Below are 25,693 nucleotides of genomic sequence, written 5' to 3'. Positions count from 1 at the left end.
GTTTCAGCCAGGGAGATGACCATGATCCACAGCAAGACTGCAATGATCGCCTTGTTTTCAGCCGCTTCTTTCTTCGCGCTTGGCCAGGTGGCCTGGGCAGCAGGCGAGGACACGACAGCGCCGCCGGTAAAGACCAAGACCTCCACCGAGTGCAAAGCCGGCAAGATTTGGGACAAGACCAAGAAAGAATGCGTCAATGCCAAGAAGAGCGGGCTTGACGATGATATTCTCTTCAAGGCGGCCCGGGAACTGGCCTATGACGGCCAGTACGAAAACTCCTTGAAGGTGCTCGACGCGGTGAAAGACCAGAACAGCGCCCGGATCCTCAATTATCGCGGCTATTCCAACCGCAAGGCCGGACGCATGGAACTCGGCATGAGCTTCTACAAGCGCGCGCTGCAGGCCGATGAAAACTATATCCTTGCCCGCTCCTACATGGGCCAGGCGCTTCTCGAACAGGGTAAGGTCGAAGAGGCCAAGGCGCAACTGATCGAGATCCGCGACCGGGGCGGTGAAAACAGCTGGGCCTATCGCGCCTTGCTTGAATCGCTCGGCGGCGTTCGCCACTATTGAGAACAATCGGGCCGGGCTTGCGCTAACGCATTGCCCGGCCTGACATTTGACGTTGAGAAACGTCCCCGAAGTGGCAAAATGTGCCCTTCCAATACGCTGCCGACTTGCAGACCACGGGTCAAATGTTTCATATCAACCGGCGTGTATTTCGACCCGGACGAATAAACTGTCGATCCGGAACGTTTTCTTTGGAAGAGCAATGCGTCCAGCGGCAGACTCGAACGAATTCAGACGGGACTTGGTCAGTGTGCTGCCCAAGTTGCGCCGTTTCGCGATGACGCTGACGCGGAATGCTGCCGATGCCGATGATCTGGTTCAGGAGGTTTGCGAGCGGGCAATCACCCGCAGTCACCTCTGGAACGGTGAAGGCCGGCTCGAAAGCTGGATATACGCAATGACACGCAATCTATGGATCGACGAGATCAGAAAGCGCCGGGTGCGCACCGGCAGCGGTACCGTTGACGCCACCGAGCAGGATGAATTGTCGATCGAGGCGTCCGGCGAAAAGGCCGTGTACGTTAATCAGCTGCAGAAGATGATCCTCTCCATGCCGGAAGGGCTGGCGAGCGTTTTCCTGCTGGTGAACATCGAAGGGCATAGCTACCGGGAAGCCGCCGATATCCTGAAAATACCGATCGGAACGGTGATGAGCAGGCTTTCCACCGCACGGCTGCGCCTGGCCGCAATGATTACAGAGACGACGGAAAGGAGGGCCTGAGCGGTGCAAAGCACGAAAGGGCTCCCGCTTGACGTTCGCCTGTCGGCTTATATCGACGGCGAAGTCAACGAAGCGGAACGCAAGGAACTGGAACAGCTGGTGGCGCGCGATGACGAAGCCCGGCGGATGTTTGACATGCTGCAGGCGGGAAATGCCTTCGGCAACAAGGCGTTCGAGGAGTTCCTTCACGACCCGGTGCCGTTGTCTCTGGTTCGCCGGATCAAGCAGGGACCGGGCGCCACTCCGAAGACCGAGCGCGTCACCGCCGAAACGCCCCGAAAGGCAAAGCAGCGTCTTTGGCCGCGTGCACTTGCGGCCTCTGTTGCCCTGCTGCTCGTCGGCGGCTCGACCGGTTTCATCATCGGCAAGACCAGCCACGACGATGCCCAGCAGGTAAAAATGGCCGCTGCCCGCACATGGCTCGATGATATCGCCGATTATCACCGCATCTATGCCCGCCAGACGGCAGAACACCTGGTCGAGGTTCCAGCCTCCGCCGGGGGCAAGATCGAAGGCTGGCTGGCTTCCAATGTTGGCGTGAACTTTTCGCTGCCGGACTTGAGCAGCAAAGGCCTGACCTTCAAAGGCGCCCGCCTGCTGGTCGCCGCCGGAAAACCCGTGGCGCAGTTGATGTACAAGGACCAGGACGGCGACGTGTTTGCGATCTGTTTTCTGAAGAGCAAACCCGGTACGGCGGATGGCAAGATGACGGAAAGCATGCGCGACGATATCGCGATGATCTCCTGGCAGAAGGCGGATGCATCCTACGTCGTGGTCGGCCCCTCGTCCGACGCCAATCTTCATCAACTCGCCGAAGCTGTTTCGACCGCCATCTGAAAGCCTAAAGTAATCTTTGGCGTGAATCATAATGCGCGAAAATCGCTGTAGGCCTTTAAAGTTGCTGCATAATTCAAAGTCGCTTTAATCGGGATTTTGCGAATGCAACATCCCGTGCCTCCATGTTCGGCTGGCGATTTTCCAATAGGATAATACAAACTTGATTACTGACCGTGATTACATCGTCATCCAGCCGCACGTGAGCGAATTTCCCGAACCAATGATCCTCAAGGCAGGCGACCGGGTTTCGGTCGGCGAACGATATGATGGCCCTGAAGGCTGGCCCGACTGGTATCTTTGTTCAGCTCCAGATCAGCAAGCCGGTTTCGTGCCGGATCAAATCCTTGATCGCCACGCGGATGGCTTTGCCACGATGCGGGAGGACTTCACCAACAGAGAATTGAGTGTAGCGGAAGGCGAAGTGCTGACCGGCGAGCGCCAATTGAACGGCTGGCTATGGGCAACACGTTGTTCTGATGGTGCATCAGGATGGGTGCCTCTCGACAATATACGTGCGACAGCACCGCGCATGACTCATGACACGCAAAAGTCGTTGTAGCGCTTTGAATTTGCTGAAGTAGCAGCCCAAAACCGCTGCCGCTAAAGCCGGTCGCATCGCCTTGACGTCGCGACCGGCCCTGAACACTTCAGAGCGCCAGAACATTGAAGCAGGACGCCCGCCTGCTTCAATGTAGCCGAAACTCTGACCTTACTTCGCCCTCTGCTCCAGCACCCGGTTGGCTGCCGAAACAATGGCTTCGAGAGATGCAGCGACGATGTTGGTATTGATACCGACGCCAAACAGTTTGCCCCCCGGATACTCCACCTCGACATAAGCGATAGCGGCGGCATTCGAACCGTGTTGCAGCGAATGCTCCGAATAGTCGGCAACCGATATGTCGATGCCGAGATAGATCGACAGGGCATTGATGAAGCCATCGATCGGGCCGGTGCCCTTGCCTTCGATGCGCTTGATCTCACCATTATCGGTGATCTCGGCCGCAACGACACGAACGCCCTTGTGCTCGCCGACCGGATAGGTCTGGTGGTCGACAAAGCGGATGCGTGTATCCGGCTGATCGACATACCGCTCGATGAAGCGGGCGTGGATCGCCTTTGACGGCAGTTCCTTGCCGAACTCGTCGGTGATCCGCTGGATATCCTCACGGAATTCGACCTGCAGGTTGCGCGGCAGGTTGATGCCGTAATCCTGCTGCAGGATATAGGCGATACCGCCCTTGCCCGACTGCGAGTTGATGCGGATGATCGCCTCGTAGGAGCGGCCGACATCCTGCGGATCGATCGGCAGATACGGCACTTCCCAGAGTGGCTTATTGGCAACCTTGATCGCCTTCATGCCCTTGTTGATCGCGTCCTGGTGCGAGCCGGAGAAGGCCGTGTAGACCAATTCACCAACGTAAGGATGGCGCTCGGGAATGACCATCTGGTTGGAATATTCGTAGACTTCCTTGATCCGCTCAATATCGGAGCAATCCATCTCGGGATCGACGCCCTGCGTGAACATATTCAAGGCCAGCGTGACGACATCGACATTGCCGGTGCGCTCGCCATTGCCGAACAGCGTACCTTCGACGCGGTCGGCACCAGCCATCAGGCCGAGCTCGGTTGCAGCGATGCCCGTACCGCGGTCATTGTGCGGATGCAGCGAAATGATCAGGTTGTCGCGATTATCGAGGTTGCGGCACATCCATTCGATCTGGTCAGCATAGACGTTCGGCGTCGCCATCTCGACCGTCGAAGGCAGGTTCAGGATCAGCTTGTTATCAGCTGTCGGCTGGATGATCTCGGCAACCGCGTTGCAGATCTCCAGAGCGACTTCCAGCTCAGTGCCGGTAAAGCTCTCAGGCGAATATTCGAAGCGGAAGCCGCCGCCGGCCTTGGCCGCCATGTCGGCGATCATCTTGGCCGCGTCAGTGGCGATCTGCTTGATACCCTTGACGTCCTTGGCGAACACGACGCGGCGCTGCAACTCACTGGTAGAATTGTAAAAATGCACGATCGGCTTGTTGGCGCCCTGCAGGGATTCGAAGGTGCGGGTGATCAGCTCGGGGCGGCACTGGACCAGCACCTGCAATGAAACATCGGCGGGAACATTGGCTTCCTCGACGCACCAGCGGGCAAAGTCGAAGTCGGTCTGCGAGGCGGACGGGAAGCCGATCTCGATTTCCTTGAACCCCATGTCGACCAGCAGCTGGAACATGCGGGCCTTGCGATCATGCCCCATCGGGTCGACCAGCGACTGATTGCCGTCGCGCAGGTCGACCGAGCACCAGATCGGTGCCTTGGTGATGGTATTGCCGGGCCAGGTGCGGTCAGGAATATTGATCTGCGGATAGGGCTGATACTTGACCGCGGCTTCAGGCATGCCTTGCTTGACGGTGTGGGACTTCATGATCATTGCGGCTTCTCTTCAATCTGTGAGGCGCATAGTCCGCATGCAATAACCGATCAACGGTCGCATTGCGACGGCAAAATGCTGGCTCTTTGGTTCTTTTCGTATCTGAAATTCAGGGAAGGCAAGGAGCTGGGGCCGGTGGGCTTTCGGCCACCGGGCGCTCCTTCAAAGAACCCGGCAACCGCGTGTAAGGCCGAGAAGAAGAAGCGATGTGAAGGCGCGCGAACGTTCCGCGATGGCAACGTGCCCGCGGGAAACCTGTTCGACGATGATGGCGCCTGTCTTCAACATGAAGCGGTTTATAGCTGCGGGTGCACGCAAGGGCAAGAGCGGTTCAGGCAAATCATCGATATAGATAATGTAGCTACATGCAGCTACATTATTCCCATGGTCCAGATCCCGATCCGCGAAGCCAAGAACAAGCTGACCGAACTCGCCCGCCGCGTCGAGGCCGGTGAGACGATCACCGTGACACGGAACGGTAAGGCGGTAATGCAGCTTGTGCCTGCAACAAAGAAGGGCGGTATCAATTGGGAATCTGGCAAAGCCTACAAGAAGACACTTGGCGTCGACAGTTTCTTTGGAGAAATTCCGGCCGATTTCGGTGACCCGCTGCCTGAAGATTTCCTGATCACACCTTTACCGCCGTTTCGCGGAGAATAGGGCGTGGCGAGGCTACTTGACACACATATATTCTTGGCGACCATCGAAGATCGTGTTGCCGCGCTTCCTTTGGCGATCCGCAAGGAAATTTCCGATCCGGATAGTGAATTTCACCTGAGCGTCGCAAGCCTCTGGGAAATCGCCATCAAGCATCGTTTGGGTAAGCTTCCGCTCAAGATCGGGCTGGAGAAGCTCTCTGAAATAGCGAGACATTACGGTATCGCGTTGATTTCAATCAACGAGGTCGATGTTCTGCAAAGCGTAAATCCAGAGGCATCGACCCGCGATCCGTTCGACCGCCTTTTGCTCGCCCAATGTGCCGCCAAAAACATGAAGCTCGTCACCATCGACGCCGCACTCCAGGATCATCCCCTCTCCGCCACCGCTTCATGACAATAAAAAACCCCGCCGGAAAACCAGCGGGGCTTGAAAAGCGTCAACGATCCGAAAAATCTCAGATCTCGGCCTGCGACGAGACGATCCGCGAAACGAGGCCGTAAGTCTTGGCTTCCTCGGCCGAAAGCCAGTAGTCGCGGTCCGTGTCCTTGGCGATCTTTTCGACCGACTGGCCGGTGGCTTCGGCGAAGATCCGGTTCAGGCGCTCGTTCATCTTGATGATTTCGCGGGCCTGGATCTCGATATCGGACGCCATGCCGCGCGTACCGCCGGACGGTTGATGAAGCAGGAAGCGCGTGTTCGGCAGGCAAATGCGCCGTTCCTTCGGAACCGACACATAGATCAGCGCACCAGCGGAGGCGACCCAACCGGTACCGATCATCCAGACTTTCGGCTTGATGAACTTGATCATGTCATGGATCGAATCGCCGGATTCGACGTGGCCACCCGGGGAGCTGACGAAGATGCGGATATCGTCGTCGCTGGCAGCAGCAAGTGCCACGAGCTGCGAGCAGACCTTCTGCGCCAGTTCCTGATTGATCGGGCCGTAGATGAAAATCGAGCGCGACTTGAAAAGGTTCGCCTCAGTCTCTTTGCCCAAGGTCAATTCTTTTACCTTGTCGTCGTCTTCTTCGTTCATGCGAACTCTCCCGCGAAATAAATTCAAATGTCCTGCCGCTGTCAGATAAGGCGACTCGACTGCGAAAACAATGCAACAAAAGCGGATGCAGATGAAAGCCCTATCCGCAAGCCCCTGCAGCTATGGTAAAGATGCCGCCTAAGGCAATTGCCGTATAGACAGCGATATATCGCCAAATAAGATGCGGAGGTCATGAATTCGCATCCGGCGGGGCTGCCTCCCACATTCCCCGCCCTTCAGTGGGGACAACAATGAAAAGACGCCTTCTTCTTGCCGCAGCAAGCTTCGCTGCCTCGACCATGCCAGCCTTTGCCCATCTCGATCCCGCCGAACACGGATCACTGCTGGCAGGTTTCACCCATCCCCTGTCGGGCCTCGACCATATCCTCGTGATGGTCACCGTAGGCCTCTGGGCCGCACAAATCGGCGGACGCGCCCTGTGGGTGATCCCGGCAGCCTTTGTCGGCACAATGGCCTTCGGTTTTGCGCTGGCGATGGCTGGCGTCCATCTACCGTTCGTCGAGCCCGCCATTCTCGCTTCCGTCGTCGCCCTTGGTCTGCTGGTGGCCATGGCCGTTCGCATGGAAACCGTTGCCTGCGCCGCCGTCGTCGGCGTCTTCGCGCTGTTCCACGGTTATGCCCATGGCGGTGAACTGGGTGCTGCAGGTGCCCTGCCCTTCAGCACCGGCTTCGTGATCGCGACGGGGCTGCTTCATGTCGCCGGTATCGGCCTTGGCCTCGGCATCAGCCGGCTGTCGTCCGGCCGGGTCATTTCGCGCATTCTCGGCGGCCTCACGGCATTCGCCGGGCTGGCACTGATCTTCAACTGACCAAACCTCCAACGAAAAACGGCGGACCAAAAGTCCGCCGTTTTTTTGTCTCAGCCACGTCCGCGATAGGGCTGCACGCCCTGATCCGGCAGCCACAATCCCTCCGGTGGAGCACCCGTCTGCCAGAAGACATCGATCGGGATGCCGCCACGCGGATACCAGTAGGCACCGATCCGCAGCCATTTCGGGGCAAGCAGATCGACCAGCCGCTTGGCGATATCCAGCGTACAATCCTCGTGGAAGGCGCCATGATTGCGGAACGAATGCAGATAGAGCTTCAGCGATTTGGATTCGACCAGCCAGCCATCCGGCACATAGTCGATGACGATATGGGCGAAATCCGGCTGGCCAGTCATCGGGCAGAGCGAGGTGAATTCCGGAGCCGTGAAGCGCACGACGAAATCCGTGCCGGCATGGCTGGTCGGAACACGTTCGAGCACGGCCTCTTCCGGGTTTTGAGGCGAAGCGACATTCTGCCCGAGCTGCGACAGACCGGAGACGTCTGTTGTTGTCATGATCTCAATCCTTCAATCACTTTGACGCGGATGCCGTGGGCCTTTTCGCCCTCCGGCTCGACATGAATGGCAATCTTGGCACCGCCGTGAACCTCGCGAATGGCATCTTCAAGGCGGTCGCAGATGTCATGCGCCTCGCCCACCGGCATCGCTGCCGGAACGACCATATGGAAATCGACAAAGATCGCCGCCCCTGCCTCGCGGGTCTTGAGGTCATGCACCCCAAGCGACCCCACCGCATGAGCAGCAATCGCCTTTTTGATCGCCTCTTCCTCCTCGGCCGGAACCGCCCTGTCCATCAACCCATCGACCGAGCGGGCGATAACCTTCCAGCCCTGATAGAGAATGTTGCAGGCAACGATCACGGCAAGCAGCGGATCAAGCACCGCATAACCTGTGAGAATGGCAAGCACCAATCCGAACAGCACGCCGATCGAGGTGATCACGTCGGAAAAGATATGGTGACCATCGGCCGTCAATGCCGGCGAGCGCAAGGCAGCACCGGCGCGGATCAGGGTATAGGCCCAGACGGCATTGATGACGCCCGCCACCAGGTTGATTGCCAGGCCCAGCGCCGGGGTTTCCGGCAACCTTGGCGCCATGATGGCGGGAATGGCCTCGGCGACGATCAAGAGTGCCGCAACAACAATCAGCACGCCCTCGATGACGGCGGAAAAATACTCGGCCTTGTAATGACCGAACGGGTGGTCGGCATCGGCGGGTTTGGCGGCATAGCCGATGACGACGAAGGCGACGACGGCGGCAACGACGTTGACGATCGATTCCAAACCGTCAGACAGCAAAGCAACCGACCCCGTTACCCACCAGGCGAGCATCTTCAGCCCGAGCACAGCGATTGCCAGCGGAATGCCCCAGAACGCCAGGCGTTGCGCCTTGTTTCCCTGAATTTCAGTCACCATTGCTGGTCCTCATCTCCATAAAAAGAACCGCCGCGCCATTTCGGGCGCGGCGGTTTTCAACCTGCGTCCATAATCGCTCAGGCGGCCTTGATTTTCGCCCGCTTGGCCAGATGCGCCACGACATTCTCGATCATCCGCATACCGGCATCGCCGCCCAGCGTCATGATCGATTCCGGGTGGAACTGCACGGCCGCGATCGGTTCCTTGGTGTGCTCGATACCCATGATCGTACCGTCATCGCTCTCAGCCGTGATCATGAAATCACGCGGCAAGGTCGAAGGATCGGCAAAAATCGAATGATAACGGCCGACCGTGACTTCCTTGCCGAGACCGGAGAAGACAATACCGGGCTCAAGCACGCGAATGCGCGACGGCTTGCCGTGCATCGGCACCGCCAGCTGACGCAGCTCGCCGCCATAGGCTTCGGCCAGCGCCTGCAGCCCGAGGCAAACGCCAAAGATCGGCAGATCATGAGCGCGCGCTTTCTTGATCGTCGCCTTGCAATCGAAATCCTTCGGCTTGCCCGGACCGGGCGACAGCACGACGAGATCTGGCTTGACCCGATCAAAAATCTCATCCGTCACCGGCGAACGCACCGTCGTAACTGTCGCACCCGTCTGGCGGAAATAGTTGGCCAACGTATGGACGAAACTGTCCTCATGATCGACCAGCAGGATCTTGACGCCGGTGCCGACCGGGGCGACATCGCGGCCGGTGCCACGGCTGTTGGCTGATTTTGCGTCGCGGATCGCTGCGATCATTGCGGATGCCTTCAGTTCAGTTTCGGCTTCTTCTTCTTCCGGATTGCTGTCGTTAAGCAACGTTGCACCAGCCCGCACCTCGGCAATGCCGTCCTTGATGCGGATCGTGCGCAGCGTCAACCCGGTGTTCATGTCACCATTGAAGCCAACCATTCCGATGGCGCCACCATACCAAAGCCGCGCGCTCTTTTCATGGCTTTCGATGAAGCGCATGGCCCACAGCTTTGGCGCACCGGTGACCGTGACGGCCCAGGCGTGTGAGAGGAAGCCGTCAAAAGCGTCCATATCATCGCGCAGGCGGCCCTCGATGTGATCGACCGTATGGATCAGGCGTGAATACATCTCGATCTGGCGGCGGCCGATGACCTTCACCGAACCTGGCACACAGACGCGGCTCTTGTCGTTGCGGTCGACGTCCGAGCACATGGTCAGTTCGGATTCGTCTTTCTTGGAATTCAACAGCTTGAGAATCTGTTCGCTATCGGCGATCGGATCGTCGCCGCGCTTGATCGTGCCGGAAATCGGGCAGGTCTCGATACGGCGGCCGGAGACGCGCACGAACATTTCCGGCGACGCGCCAACCAGATATTCCTGATTGCCCAGATTGATGAAGAACGAATAGGGCGACGGGTTGATCGCTTTCAGCCGGTTGGAGATTTCCGAAGGCTTGCTTTCGCAGCGCTCGAAGAATTTTTGGCCGGGAACCACTTCAAACAGGTCACCGCGGCGGAAACTTTCCTTGGCCTTGGTGACGAGCTCGGCATATTCGCCGGGACGATGGTCGCCATGCGGCGGAATGCTGTCGACACTCTGGAAGGGTTCCGGGGCAATATCACCCGCTTTGCCGTCCGTCGTCTGCCCGTCCTTGGTAAAATCATAGCGGTCGATCCATGCCTTGGCGGCATAGTGATCGACGACGAGAATTTCATCTGGGAGAAACAGCACCATGTCGCGCTGGTCGTCGGGACGCTTGAGCTTCAGCTCGATCGCGTCGAACTGGAAGGCCAGGTCGTATCCGAAGGCACCGTAGAGGCCGAGATTGGCATCTTCCTGCGAATAGAACAGATTGGTGACCGCGCGCAAAACGGTAAACACCGTCGGCATCTTCGAGCGTTCTTCTTCGGTGAACACCCGGTCCGGCATGTTGATGGTGAGATCAAGACGGCGCGCGGTGGCGGCACCGAGCGTGATATCGGCGACATTGGCCAGATGCGCCGTAACCATCTCCAACAGCGCTTCGCCGCGTTCGTTATAGGCTTCGATCCAGAGAGACCGGCCAAAGGATGAGATGGCGAGCGGCGGATCGATGATCGCTGTGTCCCAACGTGTATAACGGCCGGGATATTCATAATTGGAGGAAAACACCGCACCCCGGCGCTCGTCGAGCCTGTCGACATAGCTGGAGATTGCTTCGCCATAAGGGGCCTCGCGCCGCCGCCGGGTGACGTAAATGCCGCCCTTGGTGGTATAGGCTTCCGCACCGTCTGCAAGAATTGTCGTCGCCATCTGTCGCTCCGTTCAGGCCCATCATTCCTGCGGCCCGAATACAAAAAAGCCGCCTCGAAACTTCCGGGCGGCTTATCGTCTCAATCACGCATGACTGGTCAAGGCCGCTTTAGCGAGCCCACCACCAGATTGCAATGTTGCGTGCCTGTGTCATGGCGGAATTGTTAGCGTGAGAGAGAGAAATGCGCAAGCGGGCACTGCGGAAAAATGAAGGCGCAATTTCCGCCGCGCCCTTGTGCACCTTATGCCGGCAGCCGGGTGGACATATGCGCCTGCACGCCCTTCGGATCTGCGGCGAAGGCCGTTGCTGCTTTGCGGCTGAGTTCGCCGGGGAAAACCTCTTCCGTTCCATGCTCGACACCATCGAGCGTTTCGGACGCCACATCCGACGGCTTCAGGCGCGGCTCGGGCAGGTTCTTGCCCATCTCTGTGTCAACCTGCACCGGCATAGAGGCGATCACCTGTGTGCCCTGCCCTTTCAATTCGGCGCGGATCGAGCGAGTGGCGGAAAGACCCGCCGCCTTCGAGGCCGAATAGGTCCCGAGGAACGGCACGGTCATCAACGACAGAATGGAAAGTACGTTGACGATGCTCGATTGCCCGGCCTTGGCGAGGATCGGCGCAAAGGCCTTCGACAACGCCAGGACGCCGAAATAGTTCACCTCCATTTCGTTGCGTGCAATCGTGAGGTCCGGCGCGGAAATGACACCCTGCTCACCGGCAAAACCTGCATTGTTGATCAGCAGCGTCACATCATCAGCGGATTTGGCCGCGTTCGCGACGTCGGCCGCATTGGTCACATCAAGCTTCAGCGGCACCAGGCGTGTAGGATCAAGAGCAACGAGCTCGGCGAGCGTGGCCGGATCGCGAGCACCGAGATAGATTTTCCTGGCACCGCGGCGCAACAGTTCGGTGACGAACTCCCGGCCGATACCGCGATTGGCACCGGTGACGAGAGCAACGGCATTTTCGATTTTCTGGGACATTGTTTTCTTCCTCAATGTGTGCATATGCACTATTTCGATTATCAAAAAAGCAGGAGGCAGTCCGGCCTTGAGCGTATCAGGCAGCCTTGCCGGATGGGATAGCGAGAAGCATCTGGCGCAGGTCGTCGGCACGCCCAGCCCCGACAAGCGCCACATATTCCGCCTGCGCAGCCTGCCAGCATTCGACGCCTTCCGACAGCTTCTGCTGGCCGTTGGCCGAGAGCGCAAGCAACAGTTTGCGCGACCCTTTGCCCTCCGGCTCGCTGACCACGTACCCGTCGCGCTCCAGTGGCTTCAGGGCACGCACCAATGTCGTGCGATCCATGACCATCGCCTCGGCGATCTCAGCCATGCCGGCCTGTCCCGCTTCGGCGATATAAACCAGCAATGAAAACTGCGCCGCCGTAATCCCTGCCCGCGCGTAATGCCGCTCGTATAGCTGCGACACGAAGCGTGCAGCCTGTCGAATGGCAAAACAGTTGCAGGAGGTGATGGACGATTGCGGCTTCATGGGTTCAATATATATGTGCATATGCACTTTGTCAATTAAGAAGAAAGCGGCCCTTCCGAGCCGCCTCCAGAATTCAAGGATTAGAACGTTGCCTTCGCCGTTACCAGGAAAGTGCGTCCACGACCGGTATCGACCGCAATGCTCGGCGATGTGCTGAGAGCAGGCGTGTATTCCGTGTCAAAGACGTTGAGCACGCTGGCGGTCAGCTCGAAGCCATTCTTGAACTTGTAGTTGGTGAAGATGTCGACCAGTTCGTAGCCATCCTGGTAGGGCGACTGGCCCGGTGCGACATTGACTTCGCCGATATAGCTTTCACTGACGGCGTACAGCCGGCCACCGATTGTCAGGCGGTGATCTTCGAGGAAGCGAGCGCCAAGCGTCGCCGTGAAGATATCATCCGGCAGATAGCTCTGAGCGCCAAAGCCGTTCACCTGCGAAGGCAGATCGGATTCTGTGTGCGTATAGGAGACGTTGGCGAAGACAAAACCGGCATCGTAGGCGCCTTCCAGTTCGATACCCTGAACCTTGGTGGTACCGGGAACGTTTGCGAAATGTGTGCCGCCGATGAAGTTTGCCGTGATGTAATTATCGACATCGTTGTTGAAGTAATCAGCCCTGAAGCGGAAGCTGTCGCCAGCGGTCAGCAGGTCATCGACCTTGATGTTGGCACCGATTTCCCAGCCCTTGGAGATTTCTGGCTCGAGGAACGGATTGGGGAAGAAGAATTGCGGTGCGCCGCCGCCCGGATGCGTTCCCCCGACGAAAGTCTCGTTGACAGTCGGGCCGCGCGAGGTTTCTGCGTACTTTACGTAGGGCTGCAACCAATCCACAGGGTTGAGCGCGAAAGTCACGCTCGGATTGATCCGGCCATCGGAGCTATCAACCGAATAAGGACCGGCCGGCATGCCAAGCGGGTTGCCAGCGGAAACCTGGCCGTCGCCCTCCAGATCAAAACGATCGTAGCGTAGGCCAAGGGTCAGGTCAGCCATACCATAGGTCAGCTTGGTAGTATTGAAGACACTCGTCGTCGAGCTCTTGCCGCTTCCATTAACACCTGAGCTGGGTGCCAGCCTGCTGTTCACCACATCATAGTCGTCGGAGAAATATTCGACACCGTAATTTGAGGTGACGGCGACCGCGCCGAGATCGAAGCTAGACGTGTTGGAGACGTCAAAGCCAAAACCCTTGTCGTCGATGACACGGCCTGCAGCCGAACCGCCACCAGGGATGACCGGGCTTTTGTCGTATTTCATCTTGATGTCGTTGTAATAAATGTTGGCGCGGAAATCGATCAGGTTATTGCCTGGGGTATAGGCATAATTAGCACTGTAGGTCTGCGCAGTGATCGACTGATCGTAGGAGTTGGCAATGAAATCATTATTGTAGAGAATACCGCTGAGCTTGAACGAATGCTCATCATTCGGCGTGATCTCGGTTTTGAAAATGCCGGAGATCAGGTCTGATTCGGTATAGGGAACGACCTCGCCATTGCCGTTCTTGTAGTTGCCGGGGTCCTTCTTGCTGATACCGCCAAGGAAGGCAATGCTGTCATTGACCCGATAGGCGCCAAGCGCCGATTCCGACCAGCCGGCTTTATTGCTGCCGAAAGACGCCGTGGCAAAGCCGCCGTAGTTCTTGCCGTCCGTCAACAGGTCTTCGATGTTATAGGTACGCAGATTGGCAGCACCCGCGAGCGCCCCTGCACCGCCGACCCCGGACACCGCACCACGCGAAATGTCGATGCCGCTGATGAAAGCCGGGTCGATATAGGCAAAGCCCTGGGCTTCATGGCCCGTGAAACGGAAATTCTGGCGTACGCCATCAATCATCATATTGACGCGCCCGGATCCTTCAAGACCGCGAATATTGACAGCGAGGCCCGGATTCTGCGGGTTGTCGCGCGTAAAAGTACCTGGCGTCGCGCGCAGTGCATCGTCGATATTCTTATTGCCGAACTGCTCAACTTCATCGGCGGTAATCGTGCTTGTAGCCGCTGGCGTCGAGTAGGGATCACGACCCGTTTTGCCACCAGTAGCCGTGATGGTCTTCAAATATGTCGTCCCACTGGCCTGTGCAGTTGCTGTTTCCTCGGCCTTCTTCTTAAAAGCGGCCAACTCCTCCGGAGTCTGCGCCAACACGTGACCTGTTGGGGAAAGCGTCAAAAACGCAACGCATGCCAAAAGGGCCGCGCAGTGATGCCGGGTAATCATGGATCAATCCTTTGATAAATTTACCGGGCTTGCTGGTGAGACACTGGGCTCAAGGTGGCTGGCTAGGTATTTGCGACGATGCATTGGGGAGCAGCCGCTAAGAACTGCTTATGTTCATCGGTTAGAAAACATGACACTTATTGTCAACAAATAATTGTCTTACTTTTGTCAGATTCTGGCTTCCCCACCGCTAACTGTTTCGATTTGGCAACGATCCAGCACCTTGAGGCCGCAATGCAACCCTTTCCCGTACCAATGCGTTGTAAACCCGTGCCCTGCCGCCCCCGGCAGAACCGGAGATTTTTCATGCCTCTTCGTTTCCTCGCCTCTCTCCTCCCGATCATCCTGCTCTTGGGCGCCGGCCTTCCCGCCGAAGGTCCCCTCCCCGAAAAGAAGCCAGAAGCGTCGGAAACGGTGAAACCGGCGGAAGAAAAGACGAAGGAGCAAACCTTGCCATCCGGCGGCGAAGCGCCCGTTCCCACTCCTTCACAAGCTGAAACCTCTGTCGCAAACCCCGAAGCGAAACCGGGACCTGAGGCAAAGCCGGAAGCCGAGGTAAAGCCGGAGCCCAAACCGGAAGGTGAAGGCAAGCCAGATGTCAAACCCGAAACTGAAGCCAAGCCCGAGCCAGTGCTGACCATCAAGCCGGAAGACGGCAAGGAATATATTGCCTGCCTTGCGGATCTGAAGGCCATCGGCGCCATCTTCAAGGAAGAGACGCGCATCGACGATGGCAACGGTTGTGGCATCGACAAACCCTTGACCCTTTCGACCGTGTTGCCGGGCATCGCCCTGAAGCCTGAAGGCAAGATGCGCTGTGAAACGGCGCTGGAACTGGCGCGCTGGACCAAGGATGCGGTCCTGCCCGCGGCTAAGGTTGCCTTGGAAAGCGAGGGCGACCTCACCACCATCAATCAGGCATCGAGTTATATCTGCCGCCTGCGCAACAACGCCAAGACCGGCAAGATTTCGGAACACGCCCGCGGCAATGCCATCGATATCGCCTCTTTCACGTTCAAGAATGGAAAATCGATCGAGATCCAGCCCCGCGATGAGGATTCGACCCTCGCTGGCGCCTTCCAGCGGGCGGTGACGGCGACCGGATGCCTCTATTTTGAAACCGTACTCGACCCCGGCAGCGATGAAGCCCATGAGCATCACCTGCATTTCGACGTGATCGAGCGCAAGGGCGGATACCGCTACTGCCGGTGAGGTTGCGTGGGCCGATTGTGGTGGCGCTAATATAGTTTTGTGAAAGACGTGATGCGGCCTTGCTGGAGGACAGGCAACACCCCACCTCCTCTCAGCGCAAGGCCCCTTGGGGTATTCTCGCGCCGATCATTTCAAAGGATTTCTCAATGTCCGTTTCCATGCACAAGCTAACAGTTCCGGTGTTCATCCGGGGGCTCAATGTCCTCGCAGGACTTCTTGACAAGGCCGAGGCTCATGCGGCCGAGAAGAATATTCCGCTCGCCGATCTGTTCAATGCCCGGCTCGCCCCGGATATGCTGCCGCTATCAGCGCAGGTTCAGCGTGTCAGCGATACATCCAAGAATACCATCGGCCGCCTCACAGGCGTCGCAGCTCCCAGCTTTCCCGATGATGAAAAGGACTTTGCCGAACTGCGCGAACGCATCGCCAAGACGATCGCCTACCTCGAAACCGTCAAACCATCCGATCTCGAAGGCAGCGATGTGAGGGAAATCACCGTCACGTTCGGGAAGCTCAGCTTCACCTTCGCCGGCGACGACTATGTGCTGAAATTCGCGCTGCCGAATTTCTTCTTCCATGTCACGACCGCTCACGACATCCTGCGCAATCAGGGCGTGGCTGTCGGCAAGATCGATTTTCTCGGCCCTTACAGCTAAGCGCAGACAGAAAACCGGAGGAATGCGGGCATGTGCCACGATCCTCCGGATTGCTTCCTAGAAAAGCCCCTCGATAAACCCGTCGGCGTTGAGGAAGATCTTCTCCGACGACGGCACCCTTGGCAGGCCCGGCATGGTCATGATCTCGCCGGTGATGACCACGATGAAACCGGCACCGGCCGACAGCCGGACCTCGCGAACAGGAACGGTGTGGCCGGTCGGCGCGCCGCGCAGGTTCGGGTCGGTCGAAAACGAGTACTGGGTCTTGGCCATGCAGATCGGCAGATGGCCGTAGCCTTGCTCCTCCCATGTCCGCAACTGGTCACGCACCGACTTGTCGGCAATGACGGCGTCGGCGTGATAGATATCCTTGGCGATCGTCTCGATCTTCTTAAACAACGGCATATCGTCGGGATAAAGCGGCGAGAACTGCGAGTGGCCGCTTTCGGCCAGCGCCACGACCTTGCGGGCAAGATCCTCGATACCGGCAGACCCTTCGGCCCAATGCCTGCACAGGATAGCTTCAGCACCCAGCGTCGCGACATAATCCTTGATCGCCTTGATCTCGGCCTCTGTATCCAGCGTGAAATGATTGATCGCCACCACTACAGGCACGCCGAATTTCTTGACGTTCTGGATATGGCGCCCGAGATTGGAGCAGCCTTTTTTGACGGCCTCGACATTCTCCTGGCCAAGATCCTCCTTCTTGACGCCACCATTCATCTTCATCGCCCGGGCCGTCGCGACGATCACTGCAGCGTCGGGTTTCAACCCCGCCTTGCGGCATTTGATATCGAAGAACTTTTCAGCTCCGAGATCAGCGCCAAACCCGGCTTCGGTGACAACGTAATCCGCAAGCTTTAGCGCCGTGGTCGTCGCCACCACTGAGTTGCAGCCATGGGCAATGTTGGCGAACGGGCCGCCATGCACGAAGGCTGGATTATTCTCCAGCGTCTGGACGATATTCGGCTGCATCGCATCCTTGAGCAGCACGGTCATCGCCCCATCCGCCTTGAGGTCGCGGGCAAAGACCGGCGTCTTGTCGCGCCGGTAGGCGACGATGATGTCACCGAGACGTTTTTCCAGATCCTTGAGATCGGTGGCAAGGCACAGGATCGCCATCACTTCGGAAGCGACGGTAATATCGAACCCGGTTTCCCGCGGAAAGCCGTTGGCAACGCCGCCGAGCGAGCCGACGATATGGCGAATACCACGATCGTTCATGTCCATCACACGGCGCCAGGCGACACGGCGGATATCGATATTCTGTTCGTTGCCCCAGTAGATGTGGTTGTCGATCAGCGCCGACAGAAGATTGTGGGCCGAGGTGATGGCGTGGAAATCGCCGGTGAAATGCAGGTTGATGTCCTCCATCGGCACCACCTGCGCATAACCGCCACCGGCAGCACCACCCTTGACGCCGAAGCAGGGGCCAAGCGACGCCTCGCGGATACAGACCACCGCCTTCTTGCCGATGCGATTGAGCCCGTCGCCAAGTCCGACCGTGGTCGTCGTCTTGCCCTCCCCGGCCGGCGTCGGATTGATCGCCGTCACCAGGATCAGCCGGCCGTCTGGACGCCCTTTTTGCTGTGCGATGAAGTCGGCGCTGATCTTTGCTTTGTCATGGCCGTAGGGAAGCAGATGTTCGGGTGGAATTCCAAGCTTGGCGCCGATCTCGAGGATCGGTTTTTTCGTCGCCGCGCGGGCAATTTCGATATCGGACTTTACCTCAGTCATATGGCGTCTCTCCCCTTCCACTTTTTTGTCTGGAGAGCATAAAAGCGTGAAGCGCACCGGCTTTCCATCACTTTGTTTGATTTCAAGAGCCTGAAAGCACTTCCAAGAGTGATTTTGACGAGAAAACAAAGAAAAAGGCGGAGGAAACGCATTCCTCCGCCTTCACATCATCAAAACCCGGTTTATCGCGCCAGAATATCGCGCATTTCGACGAGATTGGAACGCACACGCAGGACGTAGAAGCCGAGCGTTGCCAGATGGGTCGGCATGATCCAGCCATCCTCCTGGCCATTGGAAATGATGAACGGCTGGATGCGCAGAGCAGCGCGCATCTGCTTGATGCTTTCGTTCCAGATCGGCGCCAGACCGCGCTGGTTGATAACGCCGTCAAAATCGGCGCCGGTAGCAGACAGGATGCCATAATAGCCATAGAGCTGGCCGTAGGCGAACCAGAACCGGTCGTCCGCGCGTGTGTCGAACCAGCCGCCGTTGTAATTCTCGGAGCGTTCGCGCAGCATGGCAGACGTACTGCCGATCGAGCTTGAAACGCGGTCCATGAATTCGAGGAAATTGTCGGCACGGGCATCGAAGGTCGCTGCACATGTTCCCAGCTGGTCGTTGAACGAACGAAGGTCTGCCAGGGCGGCACGATATTGCGTCGGCGTCGGCGTCAGGAAGCCGAAGGGCGACAGGCCGAAGTACCAGTTGGTTTCCTCATACTGCATCTTGCTGCGTACACTCTGCAGCTGCGGATTGATGCCGGACGTGCCGCGCATACGCACCAGCGAATCGACAAGCTCGACCGTCGTACGGCGCACCGCTTCGTTGACGCCGCGCTGGAACGACGCCTTGTTGTCGAGCCATGGAGTGCGGTCCCAATCCATCCCGAACAAGCCGGCCTTGTAGAGGACCATGGACGAGATCCAGCTATTCTGATTGACATTGTAGTCGATCAGATCGGCAGTAACATCGACGATGGCAGACCGCTCGCAGGCATTGGCCGGCGCCGTCTGGCCAGCAGCCACCTTGACCGGCAGGCCCGCATCATTCTTGCGCTCGGCAAGATTATACCGGTTGGGATAATCAGGATCGAAATTGGTCCAGGCCTGCGTCTGCCAGATGAAGTAGCCGTAGAGTGCGACCAGCAACAGAAGGCCAAGGCCGATCGGGCCTTTGATGATCCAGGCTCGCCCCCTATACCAGTTCGCCACTGCCATGAACGGAGAGAGTATCCAGGACACCGCCAGGCCAATGCCCCGGCCGATCGCTGCAAAAACACGCTGAAAAAACGCAACGATCGGATCAAGCATTCGTATTATCCTCCTTGAGGCCATAAAGGCGTTTGCGGAACGCCACCTTGTCCCTGAGATATGTGCTGGTCAGTGTCGCCACAACATATTCCCTGAACTTTTCGCTGTATTGTTCATAGGCCGCATAAAACCCCTGCTTGTCAAAGACGAAGCGGGAAACGAAATCACGCGGCACCAGTTGCGAGATCAAACGATTGGTCAGCCATTGATCCGGATGGTTGGGCGCAGCACGAACCAGCAGAAAACGGCTTTCAGGCGCAACATCCTGCATCTTGATGCTGCCCGTCGCCGAAATCGTGCGGATCATCGACTGCAGGAATGGATAGGTGCCGTCCGAGGAAACCAGTGCCGAATTCCGGTGTATCCAGGTCTGTAGCCAGATGGCGTCAATCGCGTTGATATCCGTCGTCGGCTCCGCCTGATTGACCAAGCCGCGCAGGATCATGTCGGCTCGATGCTGATAGAGGCCGGAATCCTGCACCCAGGACGCCTGCGGCAATTGCAGCCGGTTCGTCGAGGCAAGGAACTCATAGATGCGCTGATGATCGGACAGGCTGATATACCCGACCTGCCAAGGCCTTGAGCGCCGGAAACCAGGCACCGAGGGATCACAGATGACCGTCGTCGTCTTTTCATCCAGGAAAACATAGACGCCGCCGAAATGATTGGCCCAGAAAGCATCATGGCGAAACACCAGCTTATCCGGCACCAGCGCATTTTCGCGGATATCACCGGTGACTTTTGCAAGCTCGACCATCCGGTTCAACAGCGCATCATCGGCCCAGGCTGTCGGCACCGTCTTCAGGCGATCGACGAGCGAGCGCAATTCGGCTGCCTTGCCGAGCATATCCTCGGCCGACAGGACACGAAACCGTACCTCATTAATCGAGAGCAGGTCGTCGATGTCGTTGACGATAGATACCGAATCCTCGATTTCGCCGTAAAGCGCATCCTTGATCGTCACCGCATTGATCGCTCGCCGGTTGGCACCGAAAAACTCGTGCATCAGCGCAGCAGTGTTGGAAAAGCTGGTGTGAACGACCGGCAACTCCTCCTGATCCGGCGTCATGATGATGAAGCGGCGGTTGACGCGGTTGGGATCAAGATAATCGCGATCGCCAAGCTCATCGGCAATCTCCGGCGAAAACCCGGTCATATCGATCTGAAAGGACGGCAGCGCGGTCGGGCGCAGCCCAAAGCCCTGCAGCGCCTTGTTATAGCGCGCAATCAGGTGCGGCTCGGAAATGTCGAGCAGGCGTCCGTAGATCAATTCGGCTTCGAGGAGGCGTTTCATATAGTAGTTACCACAATGCTTGGCATCCCAATCACCCCTGCCACCGCCCGTCCGCCTTCATCGCCTCGATCTCGCGGATTGCCTTCTCCCGCTGGCGTTCGCGGCGGATGATGTCGGTCACGGCGGCATCGTCGGATTTGTCGGTGTAGCGGAATTCGCTGTCGGCGTAGCGGTTGATTTCCTGCATCACCATATCGAGCGTGATCGGGCCGCGCAGGGTCTCGATCATCGCTTTTTTCTCGTCATAGGCTTTGTGCATGAAGGCTTCCGGCGTCGCGAACCAGTCGTCTGGCAGGTCCACGTCCATGGCCCGCATCTTGACTGCATCGGTAATGTTCTTGATTGCCCGGCCGGTAAAGCGCGGCTCCGCCTCCTTGATCATGTGCAGATAGGAGCCGACATCGGCGAGCGTCTCGATCTTGCCCTCTTCCTTTTCATGCCGTTCCCAGACCGCCAGCAAGCCCTCCTCTTTCGGGCGGGCATGCTCGGCATAGGATTGCGAAACCGCCTGCTTGATTTCCTGACCGGCAAACAGCTGGTGTTCGCCGAGCGGAATCTTGTGGTTCTTGCCGACCAGCATGGCGAAGATATCGATATAATCGCCTTCCGACTGCGGTCCATCAACCAGCCAGCGGGCACCGGCGCGCTGTCGCAGCGCATCATCGACATTCTCCGGATAGTTGGAGAACATGCCGAAGGTGCAATTGCCGCGGATGACGGTGGAGGCGCCGGCAAAGCTCTCCATCAGCACCGCCGTCACCTCGTGCTGACCGGCCGACGCGCGGTCATCGGAGCGCTTGGCCGCGACCTGATCGACATCGTCGATGGTGCCAAAACCGATGGCGCGCGGGTTGATGACATTGTTGACGAAGGCCTTGCAGTTCTGGCCGGATTTGCCCTGATAGGAGGAAATCTGGTCGACGCCGAAATTCTCGTAGTGGAAGGCGTAACCGGCAACCTGGCAGTAGTCGTTGAGCATACCCGCCAGCATCTGGATCAGGATGGTTTTGCCGGTGCCCGGCATGCCGTCGCCGATGAAGGTGAAGAGGAAGCCGCCCAGTTCGACGAACGGGTTCATCTGCCGGTCGAAATCGTAGGCCATCAACATCTTGGCCAGTTTGAGCGCCTGATACTTGGCGATGTGGTTGCCGATGATCTCTTCCGGCTTCTTGAAGGTCATCACCAGCGGTGCACGCTTGGCGCCGGGCGCGACATCAAAACCATTCAGGGTAAAATCGTCCTGATCGAGCCGGATATGGACATTCTCGAAACTGGCAAGCCCGGTGAAGCGGGCCTTGCGGCCAATCAGGCCTTCGATGGCAAGGCGGGCAAAAGCGCGCGCCCGGCTGGTTAGCGCCGCATCGTCAGGCGCTCCTGCAATCGTCTTGTCGAGCGCCGACAGCATGCCTTTCAAGGCATCCTGCGGCGTGTCGAACAGAAAATCCGGCTCGGCCCCATCTTCGACCGGCTCCCCCTCACCGGCAAGCGTCGCGCCGAGATAGGCGGCGAAGGTGAAGGCGGCTATATAGGCGGATGCCGAGAGCAGAGCCTTGAATTGCGTGGCGTCCTCGCCGGACAGCGGCGCCGTGGCATTGCGCGATTGCAGACCTTCCAGATTGGTCTGGCGGGCAAAGACATCGGCAACGGCCAGCGCCACCTGCAGGCCACGCCGGGCGCGATAAAGCAGCGCATGCTGGGCGGGCGACATCAACGTGTCACCGGATCGCACCGACTGGATCGTCTTCGTCAGTTCTACCTCACGCGTGCGGCGCTGGCCGCCAGTCGAGACAGTGGAGACAAAGCGGCGGCCAGTGCCAGCCAAAGCCGTTCCAGCAACCGGGTCGTCGGCCTCCAGCAGGATCAGCCGGGTGACAAGGCCCTGCGCCACAGCCTGATGTTTGGCGATGTCGTCTTCATGCAGCGTCGTCAAACCGGCGTTCAGTGACATTGTCTAGACCTCGCTAATGACTTGATTGCCGGAAATGACGTGCACCTTGTAGTCGCCGAAGATCGCGGCGGCGTCGCCGGCGGCATAAAGCGCCTGGTAGGCATCGTGCGGCACCAGCGCATGTTTCTCGTAGGAGCTCACGCCCATGCGCGTTGCCTCAAGATTGTCGGTGTCGATATGGAATTCTTCCGATGCCGGCGTCGATGAGAAGAAGCCGCGCTGGGCCGGACGCTCGGCTTTGGAGAACACCTCCTGCACGGTCCAGGTCAGAAGCCAGGCATTTTCGGTCTTGCGGACCTTCGACAGGATATCGTTGATCTTGGCGTTATTCTCGGTAATCCCGGCCGAATAGAACGGCCCGAGCACGATGCGCCGCAACTGCTTGGGGTGCAGCTCCTCGAAATCCTTGTCGAGATTGGTGGCGATCGTCACCGGCGTCAGCGAATAGGCGCTGTTCTTCAGGGCAAAATCATCGAAACGGCTGGCAAGATCCGGATTGAGCAGACCGCCGATCGGCAGCGGAATATCCGTGTCCGGATTGAGCTTGCCGTCCGGCATCACCAGCAGCTTGATGATCTTTTCCGAGGAATCCTCGATCATCGACATGTAGACCATCGGCAAGGTGCTTGCACCGTCGAAGGCACCCCAGCAAACAGCGTAGTAAGGCCGCATGGTCTTCGGGTTGACGCCAAAACGGATCGTCTCGGGCATGATGAAGGGCGAGAAGATGTCGCCCTTGCCGATTTGCTCGAGATAGAGCCGTTCGGCCATGCGCGACTGCAATTCAGCCGGAAACGCCTTCTGCCGCAGAATGAAGTCGGCCATTTCCTGGCGCAGCGCATCGGCAACGGGAATCCCCGCCAGCCGCTTTTCGGCGGATTGCCGGTCGTTTTCCAGTTCCAGCACATTCTGGAACACAGGAAATCCACTTTCCGCCCGCGAGATGCGGAACTGCTCGATAAAGCCGATGCGGTTTTCCCAACAGGAAAACGAGGCCTTCAGCCGAGACAGGTAGGGAATGACGACCTCGCCCACCACCGTATCGCGGTAGAGCGGCGAATTGCGGTCACCCAGGAAAATTTCCAAACCGCCGAGCGCTGCCCGGATGGATGCAAAATACTGACCGACGGCACCTTCGGATGCGGCGTTCATGCGCGGACACCCCGTATATGAGGGCATATACCCCCCTCTGTCGGCAACGCCGACATCTCCCCCTCAAGGGGGGAGATTATTCTCTTCGCTCGCAACTTTGAAATAATGGCCACAGAAGTTTGCGGCCGATCTCCCCCCTTGAGGGGGAGATGTCCCGGAGGGACAGAGGGGGGTAACGCTCCAAGCACTCCAACCCCTCTATCCTGCATGAAAGACACCGCCAAACTCCGTTACTGCTTCACGTAATTCGCCGAATTGTGCTTGTCCAACACAGCCTGGAACCGCCGCGCAAACGCATCGTCGGCAAGCTTCTTGCGGCGCTGGATATCCTGCGTCGAGAGCATGTTCTTCTCGTGCATTTCGAGGAGATCGCCGATATGGCGCTGCGAAGCCGAACCGATGCCGGCCATGGTCTCTTCCGCTGCCGTATCGACCTGGCTGCCGAGCGTATTGATCTTGTGGGCGACATCCTGCTGGGCTGCCGTCTTCAAAGAATCTTCGAGCGCCTTGTAGAGCACGATGCGCTGTTCGGTATCGATGGTCAGCTTGTTGATCAGCGTGTTCTGCGCGGCAATCTGGTTGTTGAGGGAATCGACGAAGGTCTGGAACATCGAGGTGTACCGCTCGTATGTCTGGCTCTCGGCCAAGAGTTCCTGTTCCTTGGCCTGCTTCTCATTATATTCGGTCGCCAGAACCGAGCGTTCGCCTTCAAGCTGGGTGCGGGCAATCTGGTCTGTCGAGGCGGCGATCCGGTTCTCGATGTCCATCAGCATCGGGTTCAGTTCCTCGATCCGCTTCTGAGTCTCCTGCAGGTTCGCAATCGTCGCCTTGCGCCGCTCGATCACCTGCAGCAGGCTTGCCTCGGACGTCTTGTAGCGTTGGTCGAGCACGCCCTTCTGTTCTTTCAGGATGCCAACGATCGTGTCGGATTTCGACAGCAGTTCCTGCAGATTGCCGGCCAGCGACATGTTGCGGACACGGTCGGTGCGCATGCGCTGGGCACTCTGCTTGGAAAAGATGCCGATGAATTTTTCGTAGCCGGTATAGCTTTTCATGCTCTCGAATTCGGAGCCGAAGGCGTTGGTGGCATCTTCCAGCCCGATGATCAGGTCGGCAATATTGCCTTCCATCACCTTCTGCTGGTTGATGACGTCCTGGATACGGGCGTTCTCGATATCGAAATTCGCATCACCGAGTTTGGTGTCGGACTTGGCAAACTGGTCGAGCACGACGGCCGACTGGTTCATCTTGCCGCGCATCTGTTCGACGATGCCGCGCGTTTTCTCGATTTCGCTCTCAAAATTCTGAAGTGTCGCCATCGTTTCTTCCCCCTATTGCTCCGGTGCAGACGCGCCGCGCAGCCAAATTATTCAGTCCTGATATCACGTTATATAATGGGAGCGGCAATTTGAAGAACAAGTGTCCAATCCACGGATTTTAAACCGTTTATCGCTTTGGCGGACTGCGATTGCCGGGACGGCGCTCCTATTGCGCCACAGCAGTCTTCAGATAGGCAAGGATATCTTCGATCTCCTGCGGCTTTCTCAGGCCGGGGAATGACATCTTGGTGCCGGGAACCATCGCCTTGGGGCTCATCAGGTATTCCGACAACCGCTCCTCGTCCCAGACTTTGCCATCGCCACCGAAAGCCGTCATGGCGCTTGAATAGTTGTAGCCCGCAAACGTCGCGACCGGGCGGCCGACGATGCCCATCAGGCTGGGGCCGACACGGTTCATCGGCTCGGTCGCCGTGTGACAGGCGCCGCATTTCTTGAACACCTGCGCGCCAGCCTCGGCATTGCCGGCAGCATGCGAAAGGCCTGTCCCAAGACAGAGGAAAAGGCCGAATGAAACGAAACGCAACGACGGAGACATGGCGATTTCCCGGAACGCAAAGGCAAG

At 58.1% G+C, this 25,693-nt stretch carries 24 protein-coding genes; 9 read left to right on the top strand and 15 right to left on the bottom strand.

Going from position 1 to position 25,693, the window contains the following annotated elements:
• The first annotated feature begins 15 nt into the window (after positions 1–15).
• From R6X40_RS01705 to R6X40_RS01690, 4 genes are all read left to right on the top strand, one after another.
• On the top strand, positions 16–573 hold the full coding sequence (locus tag R6X40_RS01705) for a tetratricopeptide repeat protein (protein ID WP_412178301.1): 558 nt from the start codon (positions 16–18) through the stop codon (positions 571–573).
• A 199-nt stretch (positions 574–772) separates the two neighbouring features.
• A complete protein-coding gene (locus R6X40_RS01700; RefSeq protein WP_318410442.1) occupies positions 773–1,291 on the top strand; it encodes an RNA polymerase sigma factor in 519 nt (172 codons plus the stop codon).
• 3 nt (positions 1,292–1,294) lie between these two features.
• Complete coding sequence (locus tag R6X40_RS01695) at positions 1,295–2,128, top strand: anti-sigma factor (RefSeq protein WP_318410441.1); 834 nt, start codon at positions 1,295–1,297, stop codon at positions 2,126–2,128.
• 160 nt (positions 2,129–2,288) lie between these two features.
• Positions 2,289–2,687 carry an SH3 domain-containing protein gene (locus R6X40_RS01690; RefSeq protein WP_318410440.1) on the top strand — a complete coding sequence of 133 codons (399 nt, stop codon included), beginning with the start codon at positions 2,289–2,291 and terminating at the stop codon, positions 2,685–2,687.
• A gap of 150 nt (positions 2,688–2,837) precedes the next feature.
• On the opposite strand, the gene leuA is transcribed toward R6X40_RS01690, so the two are convergent.
• Entirely contained in the window at positions 2,838–4,547 is a 1,710-nt protein-coding gene (gene leuA, locus R6X40_RS01685; protein ID WP_318410439.1) for a 2-isopropylmalate synthase, read from the bottom strand.
• Positions 4,548–4,931: 384 nt separating this feature from the next.
• Here leuA and R6X40_RS31560 point away from each other — a divergent pair, with 384 nt between their 5' ends.
• Both R6X40_RS31560 and R6X40_RS01675 read left to right on the top strand, forming a co-directional pair.
• Positions 4,932–5,207 (top strand): type II toxin-antitoxin system Phd/YefM family antitoxin, encoded by a 276-nt coding sequence (locus R6X40_RS31560; RefSeq protein ID WP_412178321.1) that lies wholly within the window; start codon positions 4,932–4,934, stop codon positions 5,205–5,207.
• Between the two features lie 3 nt (positions 5,208–5,210).
• On the top strand, positions 5,211–5,600 hold the full coding sequence (locus R6X40_RS01675) for a type II toxin-antitoxin system VapC family toxin (protein ID WP_318410435.1): 390 nt from the start codon (positions 5,211–5,213) through the stop codon (positions 5,598–5,600).
• A gap of 61 nt (positions 5,601–5,661) precedes the next feature.
• Here R6X40_RS01675 and R6X40_RS01670 read toward each other — a convergent pair whose 3' ends face one another.
• Positions 5,662–6,243: an ATP-dependent Clp protease proteolytic subunit gene (locus tag R6X40_RS01670; protein WP_318410433.1), complete on the bottom strand. Its 582-nt coding sequence runs from the start codon at positions 6,241–6,243 to the stop codon at positions 5,662–5,664.
• Between the two features lie 251 nt (positions 6,244–6,494).
• Here R6X40_RS01670 and R6X40_RS01665 point away from each other — a divergent pair, with 251 nt between their 5' ends.
• Positions 6,495–7,073 carry a HupE/UreJ family protein gene (locus R6X40_RS01665; RefSeq protein ID WP_318410431.1) on the top strand — a complete coding sequence of 193 codons (579 nt, stop codon included), beginning with the start codon at positions 6,495–6,497 and terminating at the stop codon, positions 7,071–7,073.
• Positions 7,074–7,123: 50 nt separating this feature from the next.
• On the opposite strand, the gene queF is transcribed toward R6X40_RS01665, so the two are convergent.
• From queF to R6X40_RS01635, 6 genes are all read right to left on the bottom strand, one after another.
• Entirely contained in the window at positions 7,124–7,588 is a 465-nt protein-coding gene (queF, locus tag R6X40_RS01660) for a preQ(1) synthase (RefSeq protein ID WP_318410430.1), read from the bottom strand.
• Positions 7,585–8,508, bottom strand: coding sequence for a cation diffusion facilitator family transporter (locus R6X40_RS01655; protein WP_318410428.1), 924 nt, complete (start codon positions 8,506–8,508; stop codon positions 7,585–7,587). The genes queF and R6X40_RS01655 overlap by 4 nt, the downstream gene beginning before the upstream one ends.
• Positions 8,509–8,585: 77 nt before the next feature.
• Positions 8,586–10,775, bottom strand: a complete 2,190-nt coding sequence (locus tag R6X40_RS01650) for an anthranilate synthase (protein WP_318410426.1) — start codon at positions 10,773–10,775, stop codon at positions 8,586–8,588.
• Positions 10,776–11,017: 242 nt separating this feature from the next.
• On the bottom strand, positions 11,018–11,761 hold the full coding sequence (locus tag R6X40_RS01645; protein ID WP_318410424.1) for an SDR family oxidoreductase: 744 nt from the start codon (positions 11,759–11,761) through the stop codon (positions 11,018–11,020).
• A 76-nt stretch (positions 11,762–11,837) separates the two neighbouring features.
• On the bottom strand, positions 11,838–12,293 hold the full coding sequence (locus tag R6X40_RS01640) for a MarR family winged helix-turn-helix transcriptional regulator (RefSeq protein WP_318410422.1): 456 nt from the start codon (positions 12,291–12,293) through the stop codon (positions 11,838–11,840).
• A 59-nt stretch (positions 12,294–12,352) separates the two neighbouring features.
• Positions 12,353–14,323, bottom strand: a complete 1,971-nt coding sequence (locus R6X40_RS01635; protein ID WP_318410421.1) for a TonB-dependent receptor domain-containing protein — start codon at positions 14,321–14,323, stop codon at positions 12,353–12,355.
• A 465-nt stretch (positions 14,324–14,788) separates the two neighbouring features.
• On the opposite strand from R6X40_RS01635, the gene R6X40_RS01630 reads away from it, so the two are divergent.
• Together R6X40_RS01630 and R6X40_RS01625 are read left to right on the top strand one after the other, a co-directional pair.
• Positions 14,789–15,694, top strand: coding sequence for an extensin family protein (locus tag R6X40_RS01630; RefSeq protein WP_318410420.1), 906 nt, complete (start codon positions 14,789–14,791; stop codon positions 15,692–15,694).
• Between the two features lie 146 nt (positions 15,695–15,840).
• Positions 15,841–16,350, top strand: a complete 510-nt coding sequence (locus R6X40_RS01625) for a DUF1993 domain-containing protein (protein WP_318410418.1) — start codon at positions 15,841–15,843, stop codon at positions 16,348–16,350.
• A 57-nt stretch (positions 16,351–16,407) separates the two neighbouring features.
• On the opposite strand, the gene R6X40_RS01620 is transcribed toward R6X40_RS01625, so the two are convergent.
• From R6X40_RS01620 to R6X40_RS01590, 7 genes are all read right to left on the bottom strand, one after another.
• Positions 16,408–18,087: a formate--tetrahydrofolate ligase gene (locus tag R6X40_RS01620; RefSeq protein WP_318410415.1), complete on the bottom strand. Its 1,680-nt coding sequence runs from the start codon at positions 18,085–18,087 to the stop codon at positions 16,408–16,410.
• A 182-nt stretch (positions 18,088–18,269) separates the two neighbouring features.
• Entirely contained in the window at positions 18,270–19,397 is a 1,128-nt protein-coding gene (locus R6X40_RS01615) for a DUF2333 family protein (protein ID WP_318410414.1), read from the bottom strand.
• A complete protein-coding gene (locus R6X40_RS01610) occupies positions 19,390–20,691 on the bottom strand; it encodes a DUF6638 family protein (protein ID WP_318410413.1) in 1,302 nt (433 codons plus the stop codon). The genes R6X40_RS01615 and R6X40_RS01610 overlap by 8 nt, the downstream gene beginning before the upstream one ends.
• Before the next feature lie 31 nt (positions 20,692–20,722).
• On the bottom strand, positions 20,723–22,639 hold the full coding sequence (locus R6X40_RS01605; protein WP_318410411.1) for an AAA family ATPase: 1,917 nt from the start codon (positions 22,637–22,639) through the stop codon (positions 20,723–20,725).
• A 3-nt stretch (positions 22,640–22,642) separates the two neighbouring features.
• Entirely contained in the window at positions 22,643–23,791 is a 1,149-nt protein-coding gene (locus R6X40_RS01600) for a hypothetical protein (protein ID WP_318410410.1), read from the bottom strand.
• 230 nt (positions 23,792–24,021) lie between these two features.
• Positions 24,022–25,110, bottom strand: coding sequence for a hypothetical protein (locus R6X40_RS01595; protein ID WP_318410409.1), 1,089 nt, complete (start codon positions 25,108–25,110; stop codon positions 24,022–24,024).
• A gap of 166 nt (positions 25,111–25,276) precedes the next feature.
• Positions 25,277–25,666, bottom strand: a complete 390-nt coding sequence (locus tag R6X40_RS01590) for a cytochrome c family protein (protein ID WP_318410407.1) — start codon at positions 25,664–25,666, stop codon at positions 25,277–25,279.
• Positions 25,667–25,693 lie beyond the last annotated feature (27 nt).

The sequence above is a fragment of the Rhizobium sp. PL01 genome (assembly GCF_033447125.1).
In the GTDB taxonomy this organism is placed as follows: Bacteria; Pseudomonadota; Alphaproteobacteria; order Rhizobiales; family Rhizobiaceae; genus Pararhizobium.
This window is presented reverse-complemented; position numbering and strand designations above follow the sequence as displayed.